Origin of the sequence: Planctellipticum variicoloris, from assembly GCF_030622045.1 — a bacterium.
In the GTDB taxonomy this organism is placed as follows: domain Bacteria; phylum Planctomycetota; class Planctomycetia; order Planctomycetales; family Planctomycetaceae; genus Planctellipticum; species Planctellipticum variicoloris.
In genome coordinates, this window is record NZ_CP130886.1 from 813,837 (window position 1) to 834,743 (window position 20,907).

19 protein-coding genes are annotated in these 20,907 nt (G+C 63.4%); 16 read left to right on the plus strand and 3 right to left on the minus strand.

Translation table 11 applies throughout. The annotated features are described in order from the left end of the window. Positions 1-240: 240 nt before the first annotated feature. The 3 genes from SH412_RS03165 to mutS all read left to right on the plus strand — a co-directional run bounded on the left by SH412_RS03165 (position 241) and on the right by mutS (position 5,766). Entirely contained in the window at positions 241-1,824 is a 1,584-nt protein-coding gene (locus SH412_RS03165) for an aldehyde dehydrogenase (NADP(+)) (protein ID WP_336522059.1), read from the plus strand. A gap of 194 nt (positions 1,825-2,018) precedes the next feature. After that, positions 2,019-3,035 (plus strand): ribose-phosphate diphosphokinase, encoded by a 1,017-nt coding sequence (locus tag SH412_RS03170; RefSeq protein WP_336522060.1) that lies wholly within the window; start codon positions 2,019-2,021, stop codon positions 3,033-3,035. 118 nt (positions 3,036-3,153) lie between these two features. Continuing rightward, a complete protein-coding gene (mutS, locus tag SH412_RS03175) occupies positions 3,154-5,766 on the plus strand; it encodes a DNA mismatch repair protein MutS (protein WP_336522061.1) in 2,613 nt (870 codons plus the stop codon). 1 nt (position 5,767) lies between these two features. Here the strand turns inward: mutS and SH412_RS03180 are convergent, their stop codons facing one another. Then, positions 5,768-7,063 (minus strand): rhomboid family intramembrane serine protease, encoded by a 1,296-nt coding sequence (locus SH412_RS03180; RefSeq protein ID WP_336522062.1) that lies wholly within the window; start codon positions 7,061-7,063, stop codon positions 5,768-5,770. 193 nt (positions 7,064-7,256) lie between these two features. Between SH412_RS03180 and SH412_RS03185 the strand changes: the two genes are divergently transcribed. Beyond that, positions 7,257-8,189 (plus strand): phosphatase domain-containing putative toxin, encoded by a 933-nt coding sequence (locus SH412_RS03185; RefSeq protein WP_336522063.1) that lies wholly within the window; start codon positions 7,257-7,259, stop codon positions 8,187-8,189. Between the two features lie 186 nt (positions 8,190-8,375). Beyond that, positions 8,376-8,636 (plus strand): hypothetical protein, encoded by a 261-nt coding sequence (locus tag SH412_RS03190; RefSeq protein ID WP_336522064.1) that lies wholly within the window; start codon positions 8,376-8,378, stop codon positions 8,634-8,636. A 10-nt stretch (positions 8,637-8,646) separates the two neighbouring features. On the opposite strand, the gene SH412_RS03195 is transcribed toward SH412_RS03190, so the two are convergent. Beyond that, positions 8,647-9,084, minus strand: a complete 438-nt coding sequence (locus SH412_RS03195; RefSeq protein ID WP_336522065.1) for a response regulator transcription factor — start codon at positions 9,082-9,084, stop codon at positions 8,647-8,649. Between the two features lie 236 nt (positions 9,085-9,320). Between SH412_RS03195 and map the strand changes: the two genes are divergently transcribed. The 11 genes from map to rpsD all read left to right on the plus strand — a co-directional run bounded on the left by map (position 9,321) and on the right by rpsD (position 19,440). Next, the gene (gene map, locus SH412_RS03200; RefSeq protein WP_419555838.1) at positions 9,321-10,139 is read left to right on the plus strand and encodes a type I methionyl aminopeptidase; all 819 of its coding nucleotides are present in this window, start codon (positions 9,321-9,323) and stop codon (positions 10,137-10,139) included. A gap of 103 nt (positions 10,140-10,242) precedes the next feature. Continuing rightward, positions 10,243-11,259 carry a DUF3891 family protein gene (locus SH412_RS03205; protein ID WP_336522067.1) on the plus strand — a complete coding sequence of 339 codons (1,017 nt, stop codon included), beginning with the start codon at positions 10,243-10,245 and terminating at the stop codon, positions 11,257-11,259. Positions 11,260-11,434: 175 nt separating this feature from the next. Continuing rightward, positions 11,435-12,178 carry a hypothetical protein gene (locus tag SH412_RS03210; protein WP_336522068.1) on the plus strand — a complete coding sequence of 248 codons (744 nt, stop codon included), beginning with the start codon at positions 11,435-11,437 and terminating at the stop codon, positions 12,176-12,178. A 230-nt stretch (positions 12,179-12,408) separates the two neighbouring features. Beyond that, positions 12,409-12,585, plus strand: a complete 177-nt coding sequence (locus tag SH412_RS03215; RefSeq protein ID WP_336522069.1) for a hypothetical protein — start codon at positions 12,409-12,411, stop codon at positions 12,583-12,585. Between the two features lie 221 nt (positions 12,586-12,806). After that, a complete protein-coding gene (locus tag SH412_RS03220; RefSeq protein WP_336522070.1) occupies positions 12,807-13,385 on the plus strand; it encodes a hypothetical protein in 579 nt (192 codons plus the stop codon). A gap of 72 nt (positions 13,386-13,457) precedes the next feature. Next, the gene (queC, locus tag SH412_RS03225; protein WP_336522071.1) at positions 13,458-14,159 is read left to right on the plus strand and encodes a 7-cyano-7-deazaguanine synthase QueC; all 702 of its coding nucleotides are present in this window, start codon (positions 13,458-13,460) and stop codon (positions 14,157-14,159) included. Between the two features lies 1 nt (position 14,160). After that, complete coding sequence (locus tag SH412_RS03230; RefSeq protein WP_336522072.1) at positions 14,161-14,910, plus strand: 7-carboxy-7-deazaguanine synthase QueE; 750 nt, start codon at positions 14,161-14,163, stop codon at positions 14,908-14,910. Positions 14,911-15,139: 229 nt separating this feature from the next. Continuing rightward, entirely contained in the window at positions 15,140-15,466 is a 327-nt protein-coding gene (trxA, locus tag SH412_RS03235) for a thioredoxin (RefSeq protein WP_336522073.1), read from the plus strand. Between the two features lie 108 nt (positions 15,467-15,574). Next, on the plus strand, positions 15,575-17,626 hold the full coding sequence (locus tag SH412_RS03240) for a coiled-coil domain-containing protein (protein WP_336522074.1): 2,052 nt from the start codon (positions 15,575-15,577) through the stop codon (positions 17,624-17,626). A gap of 37 nt (positions 17,627-17,663) precedes the next feature. Further along, the gene (locus SH412_RS03245; protein ID WP_336522075.1) at positions 17,664-18,560 is read left to right on the plus strand and encodes a lipopolysaccharide kinase InaA family protein; all 897 of its coding nucleotides are present in this window, start codon (positions 17,664-17,666) and stop codon (positions 18,558-18,560) included. A 265-nt stretch (positions 18,561-18,825) separates the two neighbouring features. After that, positions 18,826-19,440: a 30S ribosomal protein S4 gene (gene rpsD, locus SH412_RS03250; protein ID WP_336522076.1), complete on the plus strand. Its 615-nt coding sequence runs from the start codon at positions 18,826-18,828 to the stop codon at positions 19,438-19,440. Between the two features lie 77 nt (positions 19,441-19,517). On the opposite strand, the gene SH412_RS03255 is transcribed toward rpsD, so the two are convergent. Then, a complete protein-coding gene (locus SH412_RS03255) occupies positions 19,518-20,903 on the minus strand; it encodes an RtcB family protein (protein WP_336522077.1) in 1,386 nt (461 codons plus the stop codon). Between the last annotated feature and the right edge of the window lie 4 nt (positions 20,904-20,907).

Sequence of the window (20,907 nt, forward strand, 5' to 3'; positions counted from 1 at the left end):
CTGTCGGAACGCAAATCAAGGACAGGGAAGGGCCTTCCCGTTCCAGTTTGCATGACGGGGTCGTCGAAGGCCCCGACCCGGCCACCCGCCAGCGAATCAACGGCTGCCTGTTTGTGGTCATGGAGAGCACCATTTTCCGGCAACAAAACCACGAGTCGGTTGAACGGCGGCCCGGTCATCGGGAAGATGGCGTCAGCAATCCTCCGCAGCAGCACTCCGCAAATGATCGGGATCGTCGATATGTCCGTGCAGCCAGTCCTCATCAATGGTCAATGGGCGGCCTCTGTCGGCACTGAGACGTTTCAGGCGCTCAATCCGAAAACTCGGGAGATGCTGCCGGAACGGTATCCCGTCAGCCCCTGGGCGGAAATCGAGCAGGCGATCGTCGCGGCGGATGCGGCGGCCAAAGCGGCCCGGTCGCTCAGCGGTGAGCATTTCGCCCGGTTCCTGGAAATCTTCGCGGACAGGATTGAGTCGCGGAAATCGGATTTCGTCGCGATTGCCCATCGCGAAACGGCTCTGCCGGTGACGCCCCGCCTTCAGGACGCCGAACTTCCCCGCACGACCAATCAGTTGCGCCAGGCGGCCGCCGCGGCGCGCGAAGGCTCGTGGGCGCTGCCGACCATCGATACCAACGCGAATATCCGTTCGGTGCTGGGGCCGATCGGACCGGTGGCCGTTTTCGGGCCGAATAATTTTCCGTTTGCCTTCAACAGCGCGGCGGGCGGCGACTTCGCCGCCGCCGTTGCGGCCGGAAATCCGGTGATCGCCAAGGCCCATTCTTCACATCCGGGGACGACGCGGCTGTTCGCCGAACTGGCTCAGGCTGCGGCCGACGAGGCCGGATTGCCGAAGGGCTTCATCCAGCTCATTTACCGGACGAGCCATGCCGATGGCGCCAAACTTGTATCGCATCGGCTGATGGGAGCGTCCGGTTACACGGGGTCGCGTTCGGCCGGCCTGACGCTCAAGTCGGCGGCGGATGCAGTTGGAAAACCGATTTACCTGGAGTTGTCGAGCATCAACCCCGTCTACTTCCTGCCGGGGGCCGTGCGTGAGCGGTCTGCCGAGCTGGTCGAGCAGTTCGCCGGAAGTTGCCTGATGGGGACGGGGCAGTTCTGCACGAATCCGGGGCTCGTCGCGATGGTCGCCGGGGCCGAGACGGAGGCGGTGATCACGCAGATCGGCGCCAAATTCCAGGCGGCTCCGGTGGGAACGTTACTTGGTGAAGGTGTGCTGCGAAATCTGTCCGACGCCGTTCAGACGCTGGTCGCGGCCGGGGCCGAGATTGTTTCTGGCGGCGGTGCGGGCGGTGGAACGGGCGTCAGTTATCACAACACGCTGCTGCGTGTGACTGGCAGCCAGTTTCTGGCCTCGCCGGAAGATCTCCAGACAGAGGCGTTCGGCAACGAGTCGTTGATTGTGGTTGCGGAGAACGCAGCTCAACTGGTTGAGATCACCGAGCACCTGGAAGGCAACCTGACCGGCTGCATTTACTCCGCCAACGACGGCTCTGACGATGCGTTGTACGACCAGCTTGCTCCGGCCCTGCGGCAGAAAGTCGGCCGATTGTTGAACGACAAAATGCCGACAGGCGTTGCCGTTTCGCCTGCGATGAATCATGGCGGACCGTTCCCGGCGACCGGGCATCCCGGGTTCACGGCGGTCGGAATTCCCGCCTCGCTGCGCCGGTTCGGCATGCTGCATTGTTACGACGGCGTGCGTCCGCATCGACTGCCGGCGAGCCTCAAGGAGCAGAACGCCGCGTCGAAGCCGTGGCGTCTGGTCGACGGCGTCTGGACGCAAGGCGACATCGGGGCCTGATTTTCCGGGGCTCAGACTGGAGCCCGTTTGTGCCGCCGGAGTCGAAAACTTCTGACGGTTCCGACGATTCGGAGGCAGCCTTGAGCCTGACCCGTCGTCCGCTATGATGAAGGCCCCTTCACGGACTGCCCGCCCGATTGGGCGGCGGCGATGGGAATTGTGCAGCAGCGGGCGACTGGCGGGAGTGAGGATCCATGAGTTTTCTGCGGCCCGATCTGGCAGGGCCTCGTGCGATCCCGTTCCAGGCGCCGCAGGGCGACCTGGCGATTCTGCCGGGGTCCGCCAACCCGCTGCTGGCCCAGAATATTGCAAACGCGCTGGGAGTCTCGCTGACGCCCTGCCGGGCGCATGTTTTCAGTGAAGGGAACGTCTTCGTCCGCGTCAAGGAGAACGTGCGCGGGCGCGACGTATATGTGATTCAGGGGTGCCACTACCCCGTCAACGACAACTTCATGGAACTGCTGTTCTGGATCGACGCCCTGAAGCGGGCCAGCGCCCAGAGCGTGACGGCGGTGATCCCCTTCTTCAGCTATGCGCAGGGGGACAAGAAAGACGAACCCCGTGTTTCGATCCGGGCGCGTGTCTGTGCCGACGCCATCGAAGTGTCGGGCGCCGACCGCGTTCTTACGATGGACCTGCACAGTCCGCAGATCCAGGGCTTTTTTCGCGTTCCCGTCGATCATCTTTACGGTCGGACGGTCCTCTGTGACCATTTTCGCAAGTTAAACGTGCCGGATCTGGTCGTCTGCAGTCCCGACGTCGGTTTCGCCAAAGGCGCCGCGGCGTACGCGAACCTGCTGGGCGTACCGGTCGTGATCGGCAACAAGCAGCGCACCGATCATTCCGAGACTGTGCAGGTGCTCGAAGTCATCGGAGACGTCAAAGACAAGAACGTGCTGCTGGTCGACGACCTGACCATCACCGGCCGGTCTCTCATAGAAATGGCCCGCGTCCTCAAACTCCGCGGAGCGCGGGATGTGTATGCCGCGGTGACGCACGGCGTGCTGTCCAAGGGGGCCGCCCCGCGGATCGCAGAGAGCGAGATCAAGAAAATGTTCGTCACGGACACGATCGAATCGTCATTCGATCCGCTGCCGCCGAACCTGGAAGTGGTCTCGGTGGCGCCGCTGTTCGCCGAAGCCATCCGCTCGATCCACGACCGGACGAGCGTCAGCATGCTGTTTCCTGATACGAAACCGACGACGGCGTGATTGGCAAGTCGAGAGTCGAGCGTCTAGAGTCGAGAGCCAGGCCGGACGCGCTCGACCTTGGGTTGTGCGTCTGTGGTCTTTTCTGGCTCTCGACACTCGACTCCGGACTCGCGACTCAATGGACCGTCCCGTCACGCCGATGATGCAGCGGTATCTGGAAGTCAAAGCCCAGAATCCGGGAACGCTGCTGCTGTTCCGGATGGGCGATTTCTATGAGCTGTTCTACGAGGATGCCGAAGTCGCCGCACGGGTGCTCGGGCTGACGCTGACCAGTCGGGACAAGGGCTCGCCGAATCCGGTCGCAATGGCGGGCTTTCCATATCACGCGCTCGACGGCTATCTGCAGAAGCTGATTCGAGCCGGACACCGGGCGGCGATCTGCGAGCAGGTCGAAGACCCGAAACAGGCGAAAGGGCTCGTCAAACGCGAAGTCACTCGCGTCGTGACTCCCGGCACGCTGACCGAGGACTCGCTGCTCGATCCCAAAGTTTCGAACTACCTGGCGTGCGTCGCCCCGGGACGCGATGAGTGCGGGGTGGCGTGGCTGGAGCTGTCGAGCGGTCGGTTCTTCACGGCGGATGTCCCCGCCGGGCAGGTCGCCGACGAGATCGCCCGCATTCACCCTGCGGAATGCGTTGTCTGCGAAGAACATCGGCAGCACCCCGTCGTGCAGACGCTCAGGCAGATGTCCGGACTGCTGCTGACGGAACGGGCGCCGTGGTGCTTCTCCGCCGATGCCTGCCGCCGATTGCTGCTCGAACAGTTTCATACGCAGACGCTCGCCGGCTTCGACATCGAAGGCCAGACCGCAGGCATCACCGCGGCGGGAGCCCTGCTCGAATATGTCCGCGAGACCCAGAAAAGCAGCCTGGCCCATATCGTACGGCTGGAACCGTATCGCCGGGGAACCAGCCTGCTGATCGACGAAGCCACCCGGCGTTCGCTCGAGCTGACTCGCACGCTGCGCGGCGAAACGCGAGACGGAAGCCTGCTGGCGGTTATTGATGAAACCGTGACCCCGATGGGCGCCCGGCTGCTGGCGGAATGGCTGTCCAATCCATTGACCGATCGGCAATCGATCGAGCGCCGGCTGGCGGCGGTTCAGGAACTGGTCGACGACGCAATTTTTTGCCGCGATATTCGGGAACAGCTCAAGCAGGCGTACGATTTGCAGCGTCTGACCGCGCGGGTGGCGACCGGACGGGCTTCGCCGCGCGATCTGTCGTTTCTGGCTCGGACGCTGGCGTTGCTGCCGAAGCTCAAGGCCCGCCTGGTCGGCCGCTCGGCGAATTTGCTGGAGATGCTCGAACGCCGGCTCGACCTGTGCGCCGAGCTGCGGGGCGAAATCGAAACTGCCCTGGTCGACGAACCGCCGCTGCTGACCACCGACGGCGGCATGATTCGCGAGGGCTACCATCCCCAGCTCGACGAGTGGCGGGATCTGGCGCGGGGCGGCAAGGAATGGATCGCCCGTTATCAGGCTCAGGAGATCCAGCGGACAGGCATCGGCAACCTGAAGGTCGGCTTCAACCGGGTCTTCGGATATTACCTGGAGACGACCTCCGCTCAGGCGGATCGAGTTCCTCCGGAGTACATCCGGAAGCAGACGCTGAAGAACCAGGAACGGTTCATTACCCCCGAGCTGAAAGAGTACGAGGAGAAGGTGCTGCGGGCGGAAGGCCAGTCGATTCAGCTCGAACAAGAGCTGTTCGGGGCGTTGCGGGAGCGAGTTGGTTCCCAGGCCGCTCGGCTGCGCGAAAACGCCGAGGTTCTCGCGGAGCTGGATGTTCTGGCCGGCCTGGCGACGCTCGCCGTGAGCGCCCGCTACTGCCGTCCCGAGATCGCGGATGAACCGATCCTCGAAATCCGCGAAGGTCGGCATCCGGTCCTCGACCGGCTGAAGCCATCGGGCGAATTCGTCCCGAACGACGTGCAGCTCGGCGAACCGCACGGTCGAGTGATGATCATCACCGGGCCGAACATGGCAGGAAAGAGCACCTACATCCGCCAGGCGGCGCTGATCTCGATTCTGGCCCAGATCGGTTCGTTCGTGCCGGCCGCGTCGGCCCGCGTCGGCATTGCGGACCGCGTCTTCGCTCGCGTCGGCGCCAGCGATGAACTGGGCAAGGGGCAGAGTACGTTTATGGTCGAGATGACCGAAACGGCTCGGATTCTGAACGCCGCGACGGCTCGCAGCGTGGTGATCCTGGACGAAATCGGGCGCGGCACGAGCACCTACGACGGAATCTCGCTGGCCTGGTCGGTGACGGAGTATCTGCACGACGTCGTCGGCAGCCGCACGATGTTCGCCACGCACTACCACGAACTGACGCAGCTCACCAGCTCGCTCAAGGAGGCAAGCAACTGGAATGTGGCGGTCCGGGAGCACAGCGGCGAAGTCGTCTTCCTGCACAAGATCGTGCCGGGTTCGGCCGACAAGAGCTACGGGATTCACGTCGCCCGGCTGGCCGGCGTACCTCCTGTCGTGCTGGAACGGGCGCAGGTGATTCTCGACCGGCTGGAGAACGACCACCTGGACGAGCAGGGGAAGACGAAGATTCCCCCCCGCAAGACGCAGCGCAAACGCGAGCTGCAGTTGTCGTTGTTTGCCGAGGATCACCCGATCCTTGATGAGCTGCGGAAGATGAATCTCGAAGGTCTGTCGCCGAACGAAGCGCTCCAGGAACTGCATCGCCTGCGGGACAAGCTGGGCGCCGGAGCGCCCGGCTGAGCTACTTCGAATCCCAGGCTTTCCCCTGCAGTTCGACGATTCCGTCGTCGATCAGACGCTGACAGCGGGCGACGATGGCTTGACGGGATTTTTCCAGCGGCGGCGGGAGAGTCTGCCCCTGCAGTGGTTCGAGGATTCGCAGCGCATGTTGCGGTCGTTCGTGGTGCTGGACGAGAATCTCCGCCAGCAGCACGCGGATCCGTTTCGATTTCTGCGGCGCGAGGGCGATGCAGGCTTCCATCAGCGGGACCGCGAGTCGCCAGTGCGAAGTCCGCCAGGCGGCGTCGGTCAAGGCGAGCAGAAGGTCTTCGGGCAGATCGGGAGATTCGTTCAATTGCCGCAGCCGTTCGTAGGTCTGCAGAGCCGCGAACGACTGGCGAGTCCGAAGTTGTTTGCGAATCTTCGCCAGCAGTTTCTGCTGCGGGCCGGCGTCGACGGTCTCTTTGGCATCGGCTTCCGGATCGGGGGGCTGCTTGCGCCTGCGCCGCTGCGGAGCTCTGTCCCCGGCATGGTCTGCGAACTCGTCCATCAGGCGAATGTGCCGGCCGGTCAGGACCGAGTAGAGATCCCAGTTCTCGCACTCGACCCAGCCGGCGCGGACGAAGACCGTGCCGACGAGAAATCCGAGGACCGCACCACTGAGATGCAGCAGTTCGGTCCCGACCACGAAGCCGTCGAGAGCGGCCATCAGCAGGTCCCAGCCGATGTAGAAGCCTGCGAAGACGTAGATCGGAACTTCGAACGAACCGATCATGCCGGCGCCAAACAGGCCGAACGCGGGAATCAGACACTCAAGGTCGTTGCGGGGCGCCCAGACGACGGCGACGGCCATGAGTCCGTAGATGGCGGCCGAGGCGCCCAGCGACCCGGCGAACTCTCCTTCGGGGACCGTGTGATGCAGCAGAGCGATTTGCTCGAGGGCGCTTTGGAGGATACCGAGGCCGAGGTAGAGCGGGACGAAACGTCGCCAGCCAAGTTTGCCTTCGACGACCAGGCCGAAACTCCACAAGAACACCATGTTGCCGACCAGATGGAATACGCCGGCATGCAGGAACATGCTCGTGAGCCACTGAAGCGGATGAATTCCCCCCCCGTACCAGAGCGTGTATTCGTCGGGATGCGGCCACCAGCCAGTGCCGACGGCGACCAGCGAGAGAAAATTGGCCGCGATCAGCCCGACCGTGCCGGCCGGCCAGTGGTAGATCGGGGCGTCGGTGTTGTAGGGGATCAGCATGACGGCGGTCCGGACGTGCGGCGGCGGCCGGGCGCTGATCGGCCGCGCAGTCGGAGATGCCATAACACGTCGGGAACGCGGATTCCATCGGGAGGGATCAAAAAGGGTGAAGCAGTCGCCGTGTCTACGGTTTGAGCCGAACGCTGTCGCTTGCGAAATCGACAGATTTTGATGGCGAGCGTTCGTCGAACGCCCTGTGAGCTGGTAGTGTGGTTTTGAGAAGTTCCTGGGGACAGCGCCGTCCGGGAGTGAGCGAATGCGTTGGTTTCGCAGAGAGATGACAGGGATCCTCGCGGCCCTGGGGCTGGTGATCGGTGGGCAGGTTTTCGCTGGAGCGCAAGAATCGCCGCCGTTCCTCCTGGAAAGGATGCAGGTCGAGGGGCTGGAGAATGTTTTTCGAGTCCGCCCGGATCTCTATAGCGGCGGGCAGCCGACCGAAGCGGGGTTTGCCGAACTGGCGAAGCTGGGAGTGAAGACGGTTATCTCGGTCGACGGCGCCGCCCCGGAGCTGGACCTGGCTCGCAAATACGGAATGCGCTACGTCCACCTGCCGATCGGCTATGACAGCGTTCCGGTCGAGCAGCAGCGGAAACTCGTCAAAGCCCGGCTCACGTTTCCTGGACCGGTTTATATCCATTGCCACCACGGCAAGCATCGCGGACCGGCGGCGGTGATATCGCTTTGCCGGGCGACCGATCCGACGTTGACGGCCGCCAGGGCCGCCGATTCACTGAAAGTGATGGGAACCGCGGCCCGTTATGCCGGACTGTACGCATCTGTCGCGGCGGCCAGACCGCCGACCGATGAGGCGCTTCGCAAGCTGTCGGCCGAGTTTCCCGAGAAGGTGGCGGTCTCGGCGATGGCCGAGCAGATGGGCGCCATCGACGGTGCCTGGGACCGTTTGAAAGCCGCCGCAAAGGAGGGAGCTGCGCAGGGAGCCGATCGGCGGGCACTGCTGGCTTCCGTCGTCGAGCTCGAGGAGCTGGTGACGGAGGCTGGTCGGCTGGTCGAAGGTGACGCGCCAGGCTTGAAGCCTGCGTTCACGACGGCGACGACCCAGATCCGCCGGGAACGGGAGAGCCTGGAAAAGCCGAACGCGGCGATCTCCACGGAAGACGTCAATCAACTGGCGGCCCGGCTGGAGCAGAGCTGCAACCAGTGCCACGCGGTTCATCGCGATCGGAAGTGATCAGATCGGACGCCGTCGCGACTGCGAAATGAGGAAACAGTCTTTGAAAACCGGCTAAAACTCATCTCGACAGTCCGAACGGAATCTGCCATAAGCCCGCCATCCCCTGTCTCCCCTCAATTCGCTCGCAATGTTTCGCTCCGGGCCATCGCCGGGCCGGCGAAGCTGCGCTCCGGAGTCCTGGAAATGGTCAGGCCGCAACTTGTCCTGATGCTCTGCATGGCTACGCTTGCCGTCGGAAACGTCGGCTGTTCGACGTTCGGAGGCCGGTCGGTCTTCAGTCGCGACAAGCAGTGGGAGCCCGACGCCGGCGAGGAAGACAAGTGGGCTGACGTCGGCAAAGAAGCTCGCGGGAATCGCCGGGTGGAGAAGAATCGCGATCCGATCGACAAACTGCTCTGGTCGGATGAGGCGCAGCAGATCAACAGGAGTCTTGGCGTCGAGTAGCGGCCCTGGTTCAGGTACTCTTCTTGCGGGTGACTCGTTTGACGGGGCCGGCCTTCGGTTCGGGAGCCTGCTCGCCCGCAAGGATTCGGCGTACCGATTCGAGCAGCGTTTCCATCGGAAACGGCTTGCGCAGGTAGTCGGAAACGCCCAGCATTTCAGCGTACGCTTTATGCCGACCTCCTTCATTGGCCGTGATCATGATCACGAAGGGGGGCTTTTCGAGTGTGCGCAGGAACTCCAGCACCGGAAAACCACCCATGCGGGGCATCATCATGTCGGTGATGACCAAGTCCGGCTTTGCCGTTTCGATCTGTCGCTGGCCATCGACGCCGTTGCTGGCCATGACGACGCGATAACCGGCGTTCTGCAGAACGCTCTGCAGCGTCCCGGCGATTTCGCGGTCGTCGTCGATGATCAGAATGGTCTTTTCGGCCGATCCGGTGGACATAACGCGCCTGTCACGAACATCTGGAATGCTTCCGACTCCTGCATAGTAGGAGCGGGGGGGGCGATTCTCAAGCGGCCTCTCCGGTTTCCGCCCGAGATGTGGACTTGCGATTCGCCCGACGGAGGACCAAACTGCACTCGGTCCAAGGTCGGAATTCCGGCCAAGGAAGTTTTGTTTTGCGTCTGAAACGGCAGGGTTTCCGGCTCCCGGCCGCCAGGGGATGTGCTGTGAACATGATGAACGCGCTGCGCCGCAAAGCCCGCCGCCGCTGTCCCCTGTATCTCACTGCGGAAGAACGCGAAGGACTCCGGGCGGCAAGCCGGTTCAATGCCGACCTGATGGACTATCTCCGCCCGTTCGTCCTGCCCGGCACGACGACAGACCAGCTCGACAAGCTGGCCTATGAATTTACCGTCGGACACGGCAATCGCCCGGCCTGCCTAGGGTACAAGGGCTACCCCAAGACGATCTGCACCAGCGTGAACGAGGTCGTCTGCCACGGAATTCCCGACAACACCCCGCTTCGCGAGGGGGACATCGTCAATGTCGACCTGACTTCGATCGTCGACGGCTGGTACGGCGACTCGTCGGAAACCTTTCTGGTGGGCCAGGTCGCCGGCGAGGCCCGCCGGCTGGTGCAGGTGACGTTCGACTCGCTGTACGTCGGCATCGCCGCCGCGCAGCCCTTCGCCAAACTGGTCGACGTCGGTCGGGCGATCGAGCGGTTCGCCCGGACGCATCGCGTCGAGGTCGTGCAGGAGTACCAGGGGCACGGGATCGGCCGCGAGTTTCACCAGGAACCGGGCGTTCCCCACTATGTCCCGCAGCGGGGCCAGTCGCAGGTCGTGCTGGAGCCTGGCATGTGCTTCACGATCGAGCCGATGCTCAACGCGGGTACCTGGCGGACGTTCGTCGACAGCCGGGACAACTGGACGGTTCGGACGCTGGACCTGTCCCTCTCGGCCCAGTTCGAGCACACCGTGCTGATTACGGAAACCGGTCCCGAGATCCTGACGACCACCAAGCTCGGCCCGCAGCCGGGGCACACATTTTAGCGGAAAGCTTGAAGCGGATAGCGGAGAGCCAGAAGGATGGTCGCCTGGCAATTTGAAATCTGTCTGGCTTTCCGCTCTCGACTCTCCGCCTTCAGGCTCCTCCATGCTCGTCCGCAACGCTGGCGATGACTGGCTGCTGATCACGCAGGGTGACCATGCGCGACTGGCGGCGGATCTGGCGGCGGCTGTTGCGAAGCCCCCTGCTCTGCCCGGTGGAATCGTCTGGGCCGATGTGGTCGACGCCATCCGCCACCACGATGACGGCTGGTTCGAACGAGACGCCCGACCTGTGTGGGATTCTGATCGCCGGCGGGTCCGCAACTTCGACGAATACTCCCTACCCGAGGCGACTGCGATCTGGCGGGATTCCGTTCGTCGGGTGCATGCCCTGGCCACGCAGCCCGCGGAATGGTTCGACCGTCGCATCGACCGGCGTCTGTACGAATGGGTCTGGTGCGCCCTGTCGGCAGCATCCTCGCCGCTGACTTGGGAGGAACTGGCGGCCAGATATATCGAGCAGGTGGGGCCGCCGGTTCCTGAAGCCGGCCTGCGCGAGGTCGTTGACGCGATGTGCGCCGCGGGGATTGCCCTGCGGGAGGATTTCCGTCTGGCCCTGAATCCGTGGCATCGACCGCGGGCGAGTCTCGCCGCGCTGTGGGTCAGCAGCCACTTCGATGTGTTGGCCGAACTGGCGGAAGCCCGCCACGCCGACGATTTCGTCCAGGTCGCCGCGGCTCGCGTGTTTCGCGCCGACCACCGGCGCTGGTACGAAGCGGCAGAAACCGCATGCTCGGGCCTCGTGTCGCCGGAGGAGTTCGCGGAGCTTGCAGAGATCGGCTTCCGTGCGGTGCAGCTTTTCGATCGGCTCAGTCTGGAACTGTGTCGGCAGACGTCGCCATTCCGGCTGGAAGTCGCGGTTCCCGGCTGGCCGCGACTGGTGTTGAGAATTGAAGGTGAATCCTTCGGCCTTGCCCCCGCAGTGCTCAGTCCCCTGCCGACAACATTCGAGGTCGGCGCGCTGAGAATTCCGAAGTCGGCGGAGGATTCCGCCGAATCGTGGGACGCCGCCGTTCACGCGAGCGGGCGGCAATTGCAGTGCTGGACGGTGATTCCAAGCTAAGCCCAAGCGAACCGACATGACCGTCGGGGTTGTTCAATACGGAGTCTGGGCTCGCACGTCATGTCAGCATTTAAAATTCCAAACTGAACTCTTGCGAACACTGTACTGAACGGCGTAAAAAGCGTGTTCAGAACAGGGGCGGTTTTTCTGTCTGGCCCGTCGCGGAGTTTCCGTCATGAACCGATTCGGGACGTGGTGGCATTGCATGACCTGCACAGTTTTGTGGGCTGCCGCCATGCTCGCCAGCCGCGCGAGCGATGTTCTGGCTCAGCCGAAGGCCAGTAAGGCCCCCATCAAATGGCAAGTGCTGCATCTGGCCAGTAAGGCGCCCCGCCGCGGCGTCCATCCGCTCGACGAAAAGAGCGGGCTGAAGAACCTGCCGGAATTGAACCTCGTCGGCCCCAGTCCCGGCCATCCGTTTCTGCTGGGGAACTTCGCCATCAACGGACGGTTCGGGGTTCAGGACGCGGCCCTGATGCGGACAGAAGGGCTCAACGCGGCGATCCTGCTGGGCGAGGTCGAAGATTTCGAGCTGGAAGGCCTGGTGAACGCCGAGGGGCTGGGAGGATGGTTCTGGCTGCTCGGTTTCGCCGACGGACATGGCTACCTCGTCTACAACGTGACGATGAAGACCAGCGGCAGCCCTTGGCAGTTCTGCGAGATTCGCGGAAACAAGGCGATCGAAGAATCTCACCGCGAAATCAACCGCCTGGAATGGAAGGGCGTGCAGCCGCTGGCCCTGTCGGTCAAGGCGAAAAAGCTGTCGCTCCGAGTCGGGTCGGCGCGCCTGGCCGATGGCATCGACGTCGATAACTACGGTAAAGGGCAACTGATTCTCGGGACCTACGATACTCAGTACGGAGCGCTCCCGGTGCGGGTGAGCTCCTTGCGGGTCCGGGAAATCAAGCCGCCGGACTGACCCGCAATTCCACTGCAAATGACGCAAGGTTTTGTGAGCGAATGTGTTGCGGCGTTGATGGGGCGGTCGGTGACAACCAGGGCTGACTGCCGCAGGCCTTCGCTTCCGCAAGGGTGGCCCGGCTGCTACACTCTGTGGCCCGGCGGATCGACCCTTGAGCCGGAATTCGTCGACTCTCTGCCGCGGACATGTTCGCGGTTCCGTGTTCCTGTTACGTCTCCGGTGAGATCATGACCAGCCGCATTCTCAAAAAAATCGAAGTCAAAAAAGCCCTGGCGGAAAAGTACGAACGTCTGGCGTCCGTCGCGGGCAGCCAGCCGAAGAAGACGTTCCACTTGTTCCATGCCAAGCGGTTCCGGAATCAGGTGAAGGCCATCGAGCAGTCTCTGGCCGCTCGCGCCGAGTAGTTCCTCGGTTGAGGCCCGCTGCAGACATGTTGCAACCCGCTCTTCTCAGGGCGGGTTGTTTCGTTTTCTGACGGCGATGCCAGGGATTCCTGAAATTCCGCATGTTCTGCATTTTCCGAATTTGACAGCGGTCTCCCTGCCCCTTTAGCGTGGAACGGATGAAGCCTTCGCCGCGTGGGCCGCGGCTGGAGGGCTTTGACTGGTATTCGGGGAGGGGAAACATGCAGACGACGATGCGAAAGTGGGCGGGAATGGCGTTCTCTCTGGCGGTCCTGGCGGCGAGCCCGTCGATGGCGCAAGATCGCTCAGAGAAAGTGTTTGAGTTCGACGGATGGACGGTGACGATCGTCCCCGCCGGAGTGCCGGGCGGTTCGGCGGAGGGACAGAATCCCGTCATCCGGCCGGCGTCCGCCCAGACCAGCGATCCGTCAGTCCAGATTATTCCGGCGGTCTTCAGTCAGCCTCAACCAGCCGAGGCTCCGCCTGTCGACGCCCCTCCTGCCGCTCAGAAGGATGCCCCCGCGGTGCCAGCCCCCGCGGTTTCGCGGGACCCGGTCCTGATGGCGCAGCAGTACCGGGAAATCTATAACGCCCTCCCGTTCCTGCGGTCGCAGTACGACGCCAATCCGACTTACCGGCATGACACCACGATGGAACTACTGTTCGGTCAGTTGCGGCCGATGACCATTAATCGAACAACCATCGACATCAAGCAGCAGCAGCCGAGAGTGCGTTACGTTCCGTCGCAGTACAACAAGTACGGGATGAATTCGTTCTTCTACCCGTTCTACTGGCCATAGCCGGTTGCTCGTCGCGATTGTTTGCCGTTTCGGGCCGTGTTACGCTCGCACGCCCGAAACGGAACTTTGAAAATGACTCTCGCGACATCCCGCCCCGCCGTGGTCCTGGTCAGCGGCGGACTCGATTCCGCCACCGTGCTGGCCCTTGCCCGCCAGCAGGGTTTCCAGTGCTATGCGCTGTCTTTTGACTACGGTCAGCGGCATCGGTTTGAACTGGAAGCGGCCGCCCGCGTGGCTGCGGCGCATCGCGTCGAGCGGCACATTACCGTTCCGCTCGATCTGCGGGCCTTTGGCGGGTCGGCGCTGACCGACGAAATCGCGGTTCCGAAGGATCGGGGCGATGCAGAGATGTCGGAAGGGATCCCGATTACCTATGTCCCGGCCAGGAACACCATTTTCCTGTCGGTGGCGCTGGGCTGGGCGGAGGTTCTGGGGGCGTCGGACCTGTTTATCGGGGTCAATGCGGTCGACTACAGCGGCTACCCCGATTGCCGGCCAGAATTTATCGCGGCATTTGAGCAGCTTGCGAACCTGGCGACGAAGTCGGGAGTCGAAGGAACTGCCTGCTGGCGAGTCCATGCGCCGCTGATTTCCCTGACCAAAGGGGAGATCATCCGGCTGGGCCTCAGTCACGGCGTGGATTACGGGCTGACCCACAGTTGTTATGATCCAGACCCGGCGGGGCGGGCGTGCGGGCATTGCGACTCGTGCCGGCTCCGGCTGAAGGGCTTTGCCGACGCTGGAATTCCCGATCCTGCCCCCTACGCACCGTAGCATGAGTTTGTCCCTCCTTTCTCCGGCTTCCCCCCGGGTGGTGCTGGAACCAGCCCCGGTTGAGGTTGCGGTGCGCATTGCCGAGATTTTCCATTCCATTCAGGGAGAGGGACGGTTCGCCGGGACGCCTTCCGTCTTCGTCCGAACGACGGGCTGCAACCTGCGCTGCTGGTTCTGCGATACGCCCTATACGTCGTGGCAACCGGAGGGGCGCCACCGCGCGGTTGGCGAGATCCTGCGGGAAATCCGCCAGTTCGACTGTCCGCACGTCGTCCTCACCGGGGGCGAACCGTTGCTGCAGCCGGGGATCGTGCCGCTGTCGGAGTGTCTGCGGAGCGAAGGCTTTATCGTCACCGTTGAGACTGCGGGAACGGTCTATCGACCCGTTGCCGCCCACCTGATGTCGGTCAGCCCGAAATTATCCCACTCAGGGCCACGCGACGCCGGTCGCTGGGCAAATCGTCACGAACGGGATCGCGATCGACCGGATGTGCTCCGGCGACTGCTCGGCGAATACGACACGCAGCTCAAGTACGTGATCGACACGCCGGCGGATCTCGAGGAGTTGACGGGCGTGCTGGCCGGTTATCCGGAGGTTCGCTCCGAGCAGGTATGGCTGATGCCGCAAGGGGTTACGGAGAAAGACCTGGCGTTGCGGGAGGCCTGGCTGGTCCCTGCAGCCGAGCGACTCGGATATCGGTACTGCCCGCGGCGTCACATTGAGCTGTTCGGGAACGTGCGAGGGACTTGAGTGGTTGCCGAACCTCGCGATCCGGGCGGGGCTCTGACATTCCGGCAGCGTGCGTGTCGCGCGGAAGGCCGTCGCTGGTTTGAAGTTGTGCCGTCTAAATCGGCGGCGCCGACGGAGAGGCCACGTTGACCTTTTGCGGCATTTCCCCAATAATTCGAGACTTGCGACGAAGCTCTGGCCGGATTGTCCGGGAGGTTCGTCGCAGGATGGCAGCGAGAGGAGTCGCCTGATGGCTGGCAACGTGTTGGAATTCACAACCCAGAACTTCCCGAAGGAAGTTCTGGAGAGTCCGCAGGTGGTGATGGTGGATTTCTGGGCGCCCTGGTGCGGCCCTTGCCGGATGCTGGCTCCGACGATCGACGAACTGGCGACTCAATACGCCGGGAAAATCCGTGTCGGCAAGCTGAATACGGACGATCATCCGGATATCGCTTCGGAGTACGGGATCAGCGGGATTCCCACGGTCCTGGTCTTCAAGGATGGGCAGATCGTCGACAAGCTGATCGGGATGCAGCAGAAAGCCAAGCTCGAATCCTCGATTCAGAGCCATCTGTAGCAGCAAATCTGGCGTGCGGCCGTTTCCAGGATGGAAACGGCCTGCGACAGGAACAATGACATGTTCCGCAGGGTCCGCTGAGGCCGCGACTGGGAAAGGATTCCCGCCATGGATGATCGCACGGGGACGGCTGCCGTAACGACACCGCATCTGATCGAGCGACCGACCGCGCCTGCCGAACCGGTTGCAACGCTGAAAGTCGGGAGCACGAGCGTCCGGATCGATGCAGCGCATCCGGTTCCGAGCACGGCGGCGCCGGCCGGAGCGGCCGAGGGGCCGCGATCATCTTCGAATTTCTTCGATTCCGCCCAGTTGTTGCTTCAAGCCGGTCAAATGGCGATGCAACTGCAGGATCGCTGGACCGAAATGGAGACCCGCGAGCGGGAACTTGTCGACTGGCAGACCCGACTCGAACGCGACCAGGCCGATTTCGAACGCCATATCGTCTCGCAGCAGACCGAGTTTGAGGAACGGCAGGCGGCGCTCCTGGCGAACGAGACTGGACTGGCCCGCCGGATGAGTTCGCTGGACGAGGAGCTCCAGTCGCTGGAGTCTCAGCTCGACGTCCTGGAATCGGCCAAGAGAGAGATCGACCAGCAGCGGGCGGAATTGCGTCGAGAGATCGACTCCGAATTGGCGCAGGAACGGGCGGAACTGGCGAAGCAGAAGTCTGTGATTGCCGCCGAACAGGCGCGACTGCAGGAACTGGCGGACGAGTTGCTCGGGCAGCAGCGACAGGCCCTTGAGCATGTCGAGGAGCGGCTGCGGACCGAACGGGAGGACTTGTGGAAGTCCTTGACGGCAGAGTGGGAAGGCCACCGCAACGCCTTCGAAGCTGAACAGGCCGCGTGGGAAACCAGCCGGACCGAGCGTGAAGCCAGCCTGCAGACGCGAGAGAGTACGGTCGCAGAGCGCGAAGCCACGGCGCAGCGGTTGCAGTCCGAAGGGGAGTCCCTCCGCCGGGAGTACGAACAACTTCTGGCCCGCTGGGATCAGGAGCTCGCCGCGTTGCGGCATGCCTGGGAGCAGGAGCAGCAGACTGCGCACGAGCTGACCGAGAAGGAGCTGGTTGCACTTCGCCAGACCGAACTGGAAGCGATTGAAGTCGCTCGCGGTGAATGGGAGACGCTTCGTCAGAGCCAGTGGGCCGAACTGCAGAAGGAGCGCCAGCTCCTGGAGAGCCGGATCCGCTTCCAGCAGGAGCACCTGGAGAAGTCCCGCAATGATCTGGAGCGGGATCAGCTCGAATTCCGCCGGGAACGGCAGCTCGAAATGCAGCGCTGGGAGGAGCTCGATCGCCAGAACCTGCGCCGGATTCAGCAGCTCGACCTCTACCGACTGGCCCTCGAAGAGCGGGAGAAGTCCATCGCCCGTGAACGCGACGCAATCTCCCGCCAGCGTGAAGCGATCTCCAGCGAGACGCATCAGGAACGTCTGGAATACGAGAGCGAACGGGTGGCGTGGGAAGAGGAACGGCGGATTCAGCAGGCGGAGTTGAAGCGGCGCGAAGAGACTCTGACGCTGCAGTCCGAGAATATTGAATTGCGTCGACTGCGGCTGGAGAAGCTGCGGAGTGAACTCGAAGAGACTCACCGGGCGACGCTTGAATTGCGGCTGGCGGTCGAAGACGCCTGGGTCAAACTCGTTCAGCCGGCCGGCGACGAGCCCGCTCGGGCGGCCGTCGAAGGCGCCCGAGCCGATCTGCAGCAGTACTACCGCCAGTTGCATGACGATCTGATCGATCAGCGGCGCGACCTGCTGGAGACTCAAGCGCGATTCGAGCGGCTGCGGGTTGAGTTCCAGGACGAACGCCAGACCTTGACCAACTGGATCAGCGAGCGGGACGAGCAGCTTCGTCAGAAGGAAGAGCTGGTCCGCCGACAGTCGACGGAACTGAATCTGTCGGATCTGGCCTGGAAGCAGGCACGCGAGAAATGGCTCCAGGAGAAGCTGGAGGCGGAAGCGGTCATTCGTCGTCTGTTGACGGAGCTGACCGATCGTCACCGTCTGGCGCCGGACGACATTTCGCTGGAACACGCCACGCCGGCGGAACTGGACCGGCAGCGTGTTTTCGAAGTGAGTGAGCCGGAGGCGTCCGCCGGGCGGTCGCCCGCTCCGCACTGGCGGTGGACGGACGAACGAGCTCAGCGCGACGCCTGAGGTCCGGTGATTCTGGAAGGGCAGTCCGGTTTCCCCGATGACTTCACCGCTGACCAGCACAACCGATGCAGTCCTGCCGCCCATGCTGAAGATCTATCAGCCCGGCGATGCCCCCGGTGTCGTTGGCCCGAATATACTGGCCTGGGACGACGGTCGGCTGCTGGTGAATGCGGACTTCGCCCCGCTGCTGGAACGGTGCGGGCTGACGACGTTTGATGCAATCGGCACCCACCCTATCGAATCGGTGGCCAGGCAGGTTGGCGAGCGCGTGACCGGACGATTCACGCTGAGCGACGGCGGTATCGAGCACGGGTTTTATCTCAAGCGACACGGGCCGCCCCGCTGGCAGGAATGGCTCAAGGCCTGGCTGCGGCTGACCTGGCCAGTTCTGGGCGCCAGGGCCGAGTGGCAGGCCATGCTCTGGTTTTGCGAGCTGGGCATCCCAGCCCCGTTGCCAGTGGCGCTGGGCGAAGCCGATGGAAAGTCCTTCACAGTCGCGACGGCGATCGAGCCCCATATTCGACTCGATCACTGGTCGGAGAATCGAGCCTGCGATGCCGAGAGTCGGGATCCACGCCGCCGACGTGAGTGGCTGACTCGGCTGGCTCGGCTGGTCCGGCGAATGCACCAGGCGGGGCTGCACCATCAGGATCTCTACCTGTGCCACCTGCTGCTGACTCCGGATCGGCCGGAGGAGATCTCGGTCATCGATCTGGGACGCGTCCGCCGGCACCGACAACTGTCGCTTCGCTGGGTTATCAAGGACTTGTCGCAACTCCATTACTCCAGCCCGCAGGCGTCGCGGGCAGATCGACTGAGGTTCCTGCGAGAATACCTGGGAAGGCGCGTCACGCGAGCAGATCGGCGCCTGATGGCAGCGGTTGATCGGAAAGCCGACCGGATTGGCCGGCACACCGCCCGGCATGGCCTGTAACTTCCTGTGCGCGCAATCTCTGTTCGCGTAACGGGTTGCAGATTATCCAGCGGGCCTTCCGGGACGGGTGCTCTGTGCTCTTTCCGGTCGGTTGGGGTCTTGGAACACAGTTTCCGGAGGCGTTCCGAACTTCCCGGCAGCCTCCGTCGACACAGAGTGGGCTGAGACGGTTGACGTCTGCCGACCAAGCTGCCATCATGCCCGACTCTGTTTATTCGCAGGACTGGAACAGCGCGGTCGGAAGACCGGCCGCAGGAGCGAGGGCATGGGTCGATATACGGGTCCCAAGGGACGAATCAATCGCCGTTTGGGCGCGATGGTGTTTGAGAATGCTGGTGCGGTGAGGGCGCTGGAGAAGCGTCAGAATCCTCCCGGCATGGCTCAGCGCCGGCGCAAGGTGTCGGTGTTCGGCATGGCCCTCGCCGACAAGCAGAAGATCAAGTACTACTACGGGTTGCGCGAAGCGCAGTTGCGTCGATACTTCGATATGGCCCGCGCCGAGAAGGGCAACACCGGCGATCACCTCCTGGCGATGTGCGAACGCCGCCTGGACAACGTGGTCCGTCGGGCCGGATTCACCGCCACCCGTCTGCAGGCTCGCCAGGGTGTGGTCCACCGCCACTTCCAGCTCAACGGCAAGACGATCGACAAACCCTCGATTTTTGTGAATCCCGGCGACGTGATCACGCTGCGGAACCGTCCGAACTTGAAGACGATGTACCGCGATCTGGTCGACGGGAGCAGCGGCAGCCGCCATACGCCCGACTGGATTCAATTCGACGTCAAGGGGCTGGAGGCTCGCGTGGTCGCCCTGCCGACCGCCAGCGACTGCAGTCTGCCGGTCGACATCGGCGCCGTCGTGGCCCACATGGCGCGCTAAGCCGCCCGAAGAATTGAAGATCACACCGCGAGGCGAGTTCCGCAGGAATTCGCCTCGCGTTTTTTATTGGCGGCGACTCAATCTTCGGCGCGTCCATCGTGACTCATTTTGACGATCTTCGGATCGAAGCGGCCGACCGTTTCGACAAGGTCCGCCTGAGCCGCCATCACGTCCAGAATGTTCTTGTAAACGTAGGGGACCTCGTCGGCTCCGGCCGAAATCACGCGAATCCCTTTGGCATCAAGGTCCTTCTGCACCGCCCGGAAGTTGTACTTGTCGCGAGCTTGCGTGCGGCTCATCCGGCGCCCGGCGCCGTGGGATGCGGAGTTCAAGCTTTCCGGCTGGCCTTTGCCGCGCACGATGAACGCCGGATCGGCCATCGAGCCCGGAATGACTCCCAGGACACCCCGGCCAGCCGGAGTGGCCCCTTTGCGGTGGACGATGACTTCCCGACCGTCATGGATCTCTTTCCAGGCGAAATTGTGGTGGTTCTCTACGCCGGCGACGACGTGAGCGCCGAGCAGATGCGAAACCAATCGGTGGATCACGTCGTGGTTCGCCGCGGCGAAGTCTCCCATCAGATTCATCGCCGCCCAGTATTCCTGGCCCGCTTCAGAATTGAGGTCGAGCCACGCCAGGCGGCCGAGGTCGGCGTACTTGCGCGGCAACTGGCTCTGGGCCAACGAACTGTAGACATTACAGACTGCGGCTCCGGGGCCCCGGCTGCCGCTATGGCTGAGCAGCGCCACATATTGACCGGCGGGCAGGTTCAGATCTTCGGAAGGTTCTTCCAGCGTCAGGACGCCGAACTCGACAAAGTGGTTTCCCGACCCCGAAGTTCCGAGCTGCCGGCGGGCCTTGTCCCGGTGCTCGCGGGTGATCCGGGTGACCGTCCAGTCCTGGTCGAGGACCGCGTGATCCTGGGGCGTCTCGTGCTCGGAACCGATCCCGAATCGCGTTCCCTTTTCAATCGCAACGCGGTAGCGTTCGAAGCCCTTGTCGAGCGTTTCGGGAGCCAGATCCAGCACGGACAGCTTCATGCGGCAGGCGATGTCGACTCCGACGGCGTAGGGAGCGACCGCGTTCTCCAGGGCCAGCACACCGCCGATCGGCAGTCCGTAGCCGACATGGGCGTCGGGCATCAGGGCCGCCCCGCGCGCCATCGGAATCGAGCAGGCCTGCCGCATCTGATGATGCGCGGCAGGGTCGATCTCCGTCCCCCAGGTGCGGTAGCCGATCGGGGCGGGACGGAGATCGTCCTGCGACTCGATGAGCGCCGCTGCCAGGCCGCCGAACCAAGGGTTTTCCCGGAACTCGGCGGGACTGTCGAGGACCTGACGGATCAGGTCCTTGACCTCACGCCCTTTGCAGCCGCCCTGTCCGATTGCCCCCTGAATCCCCTGGATGGCGGCGTTCACGCAGTCGTCGGGGACTCCCAGCTTTCGCAGTTGCGTCGTGTTCATCTCG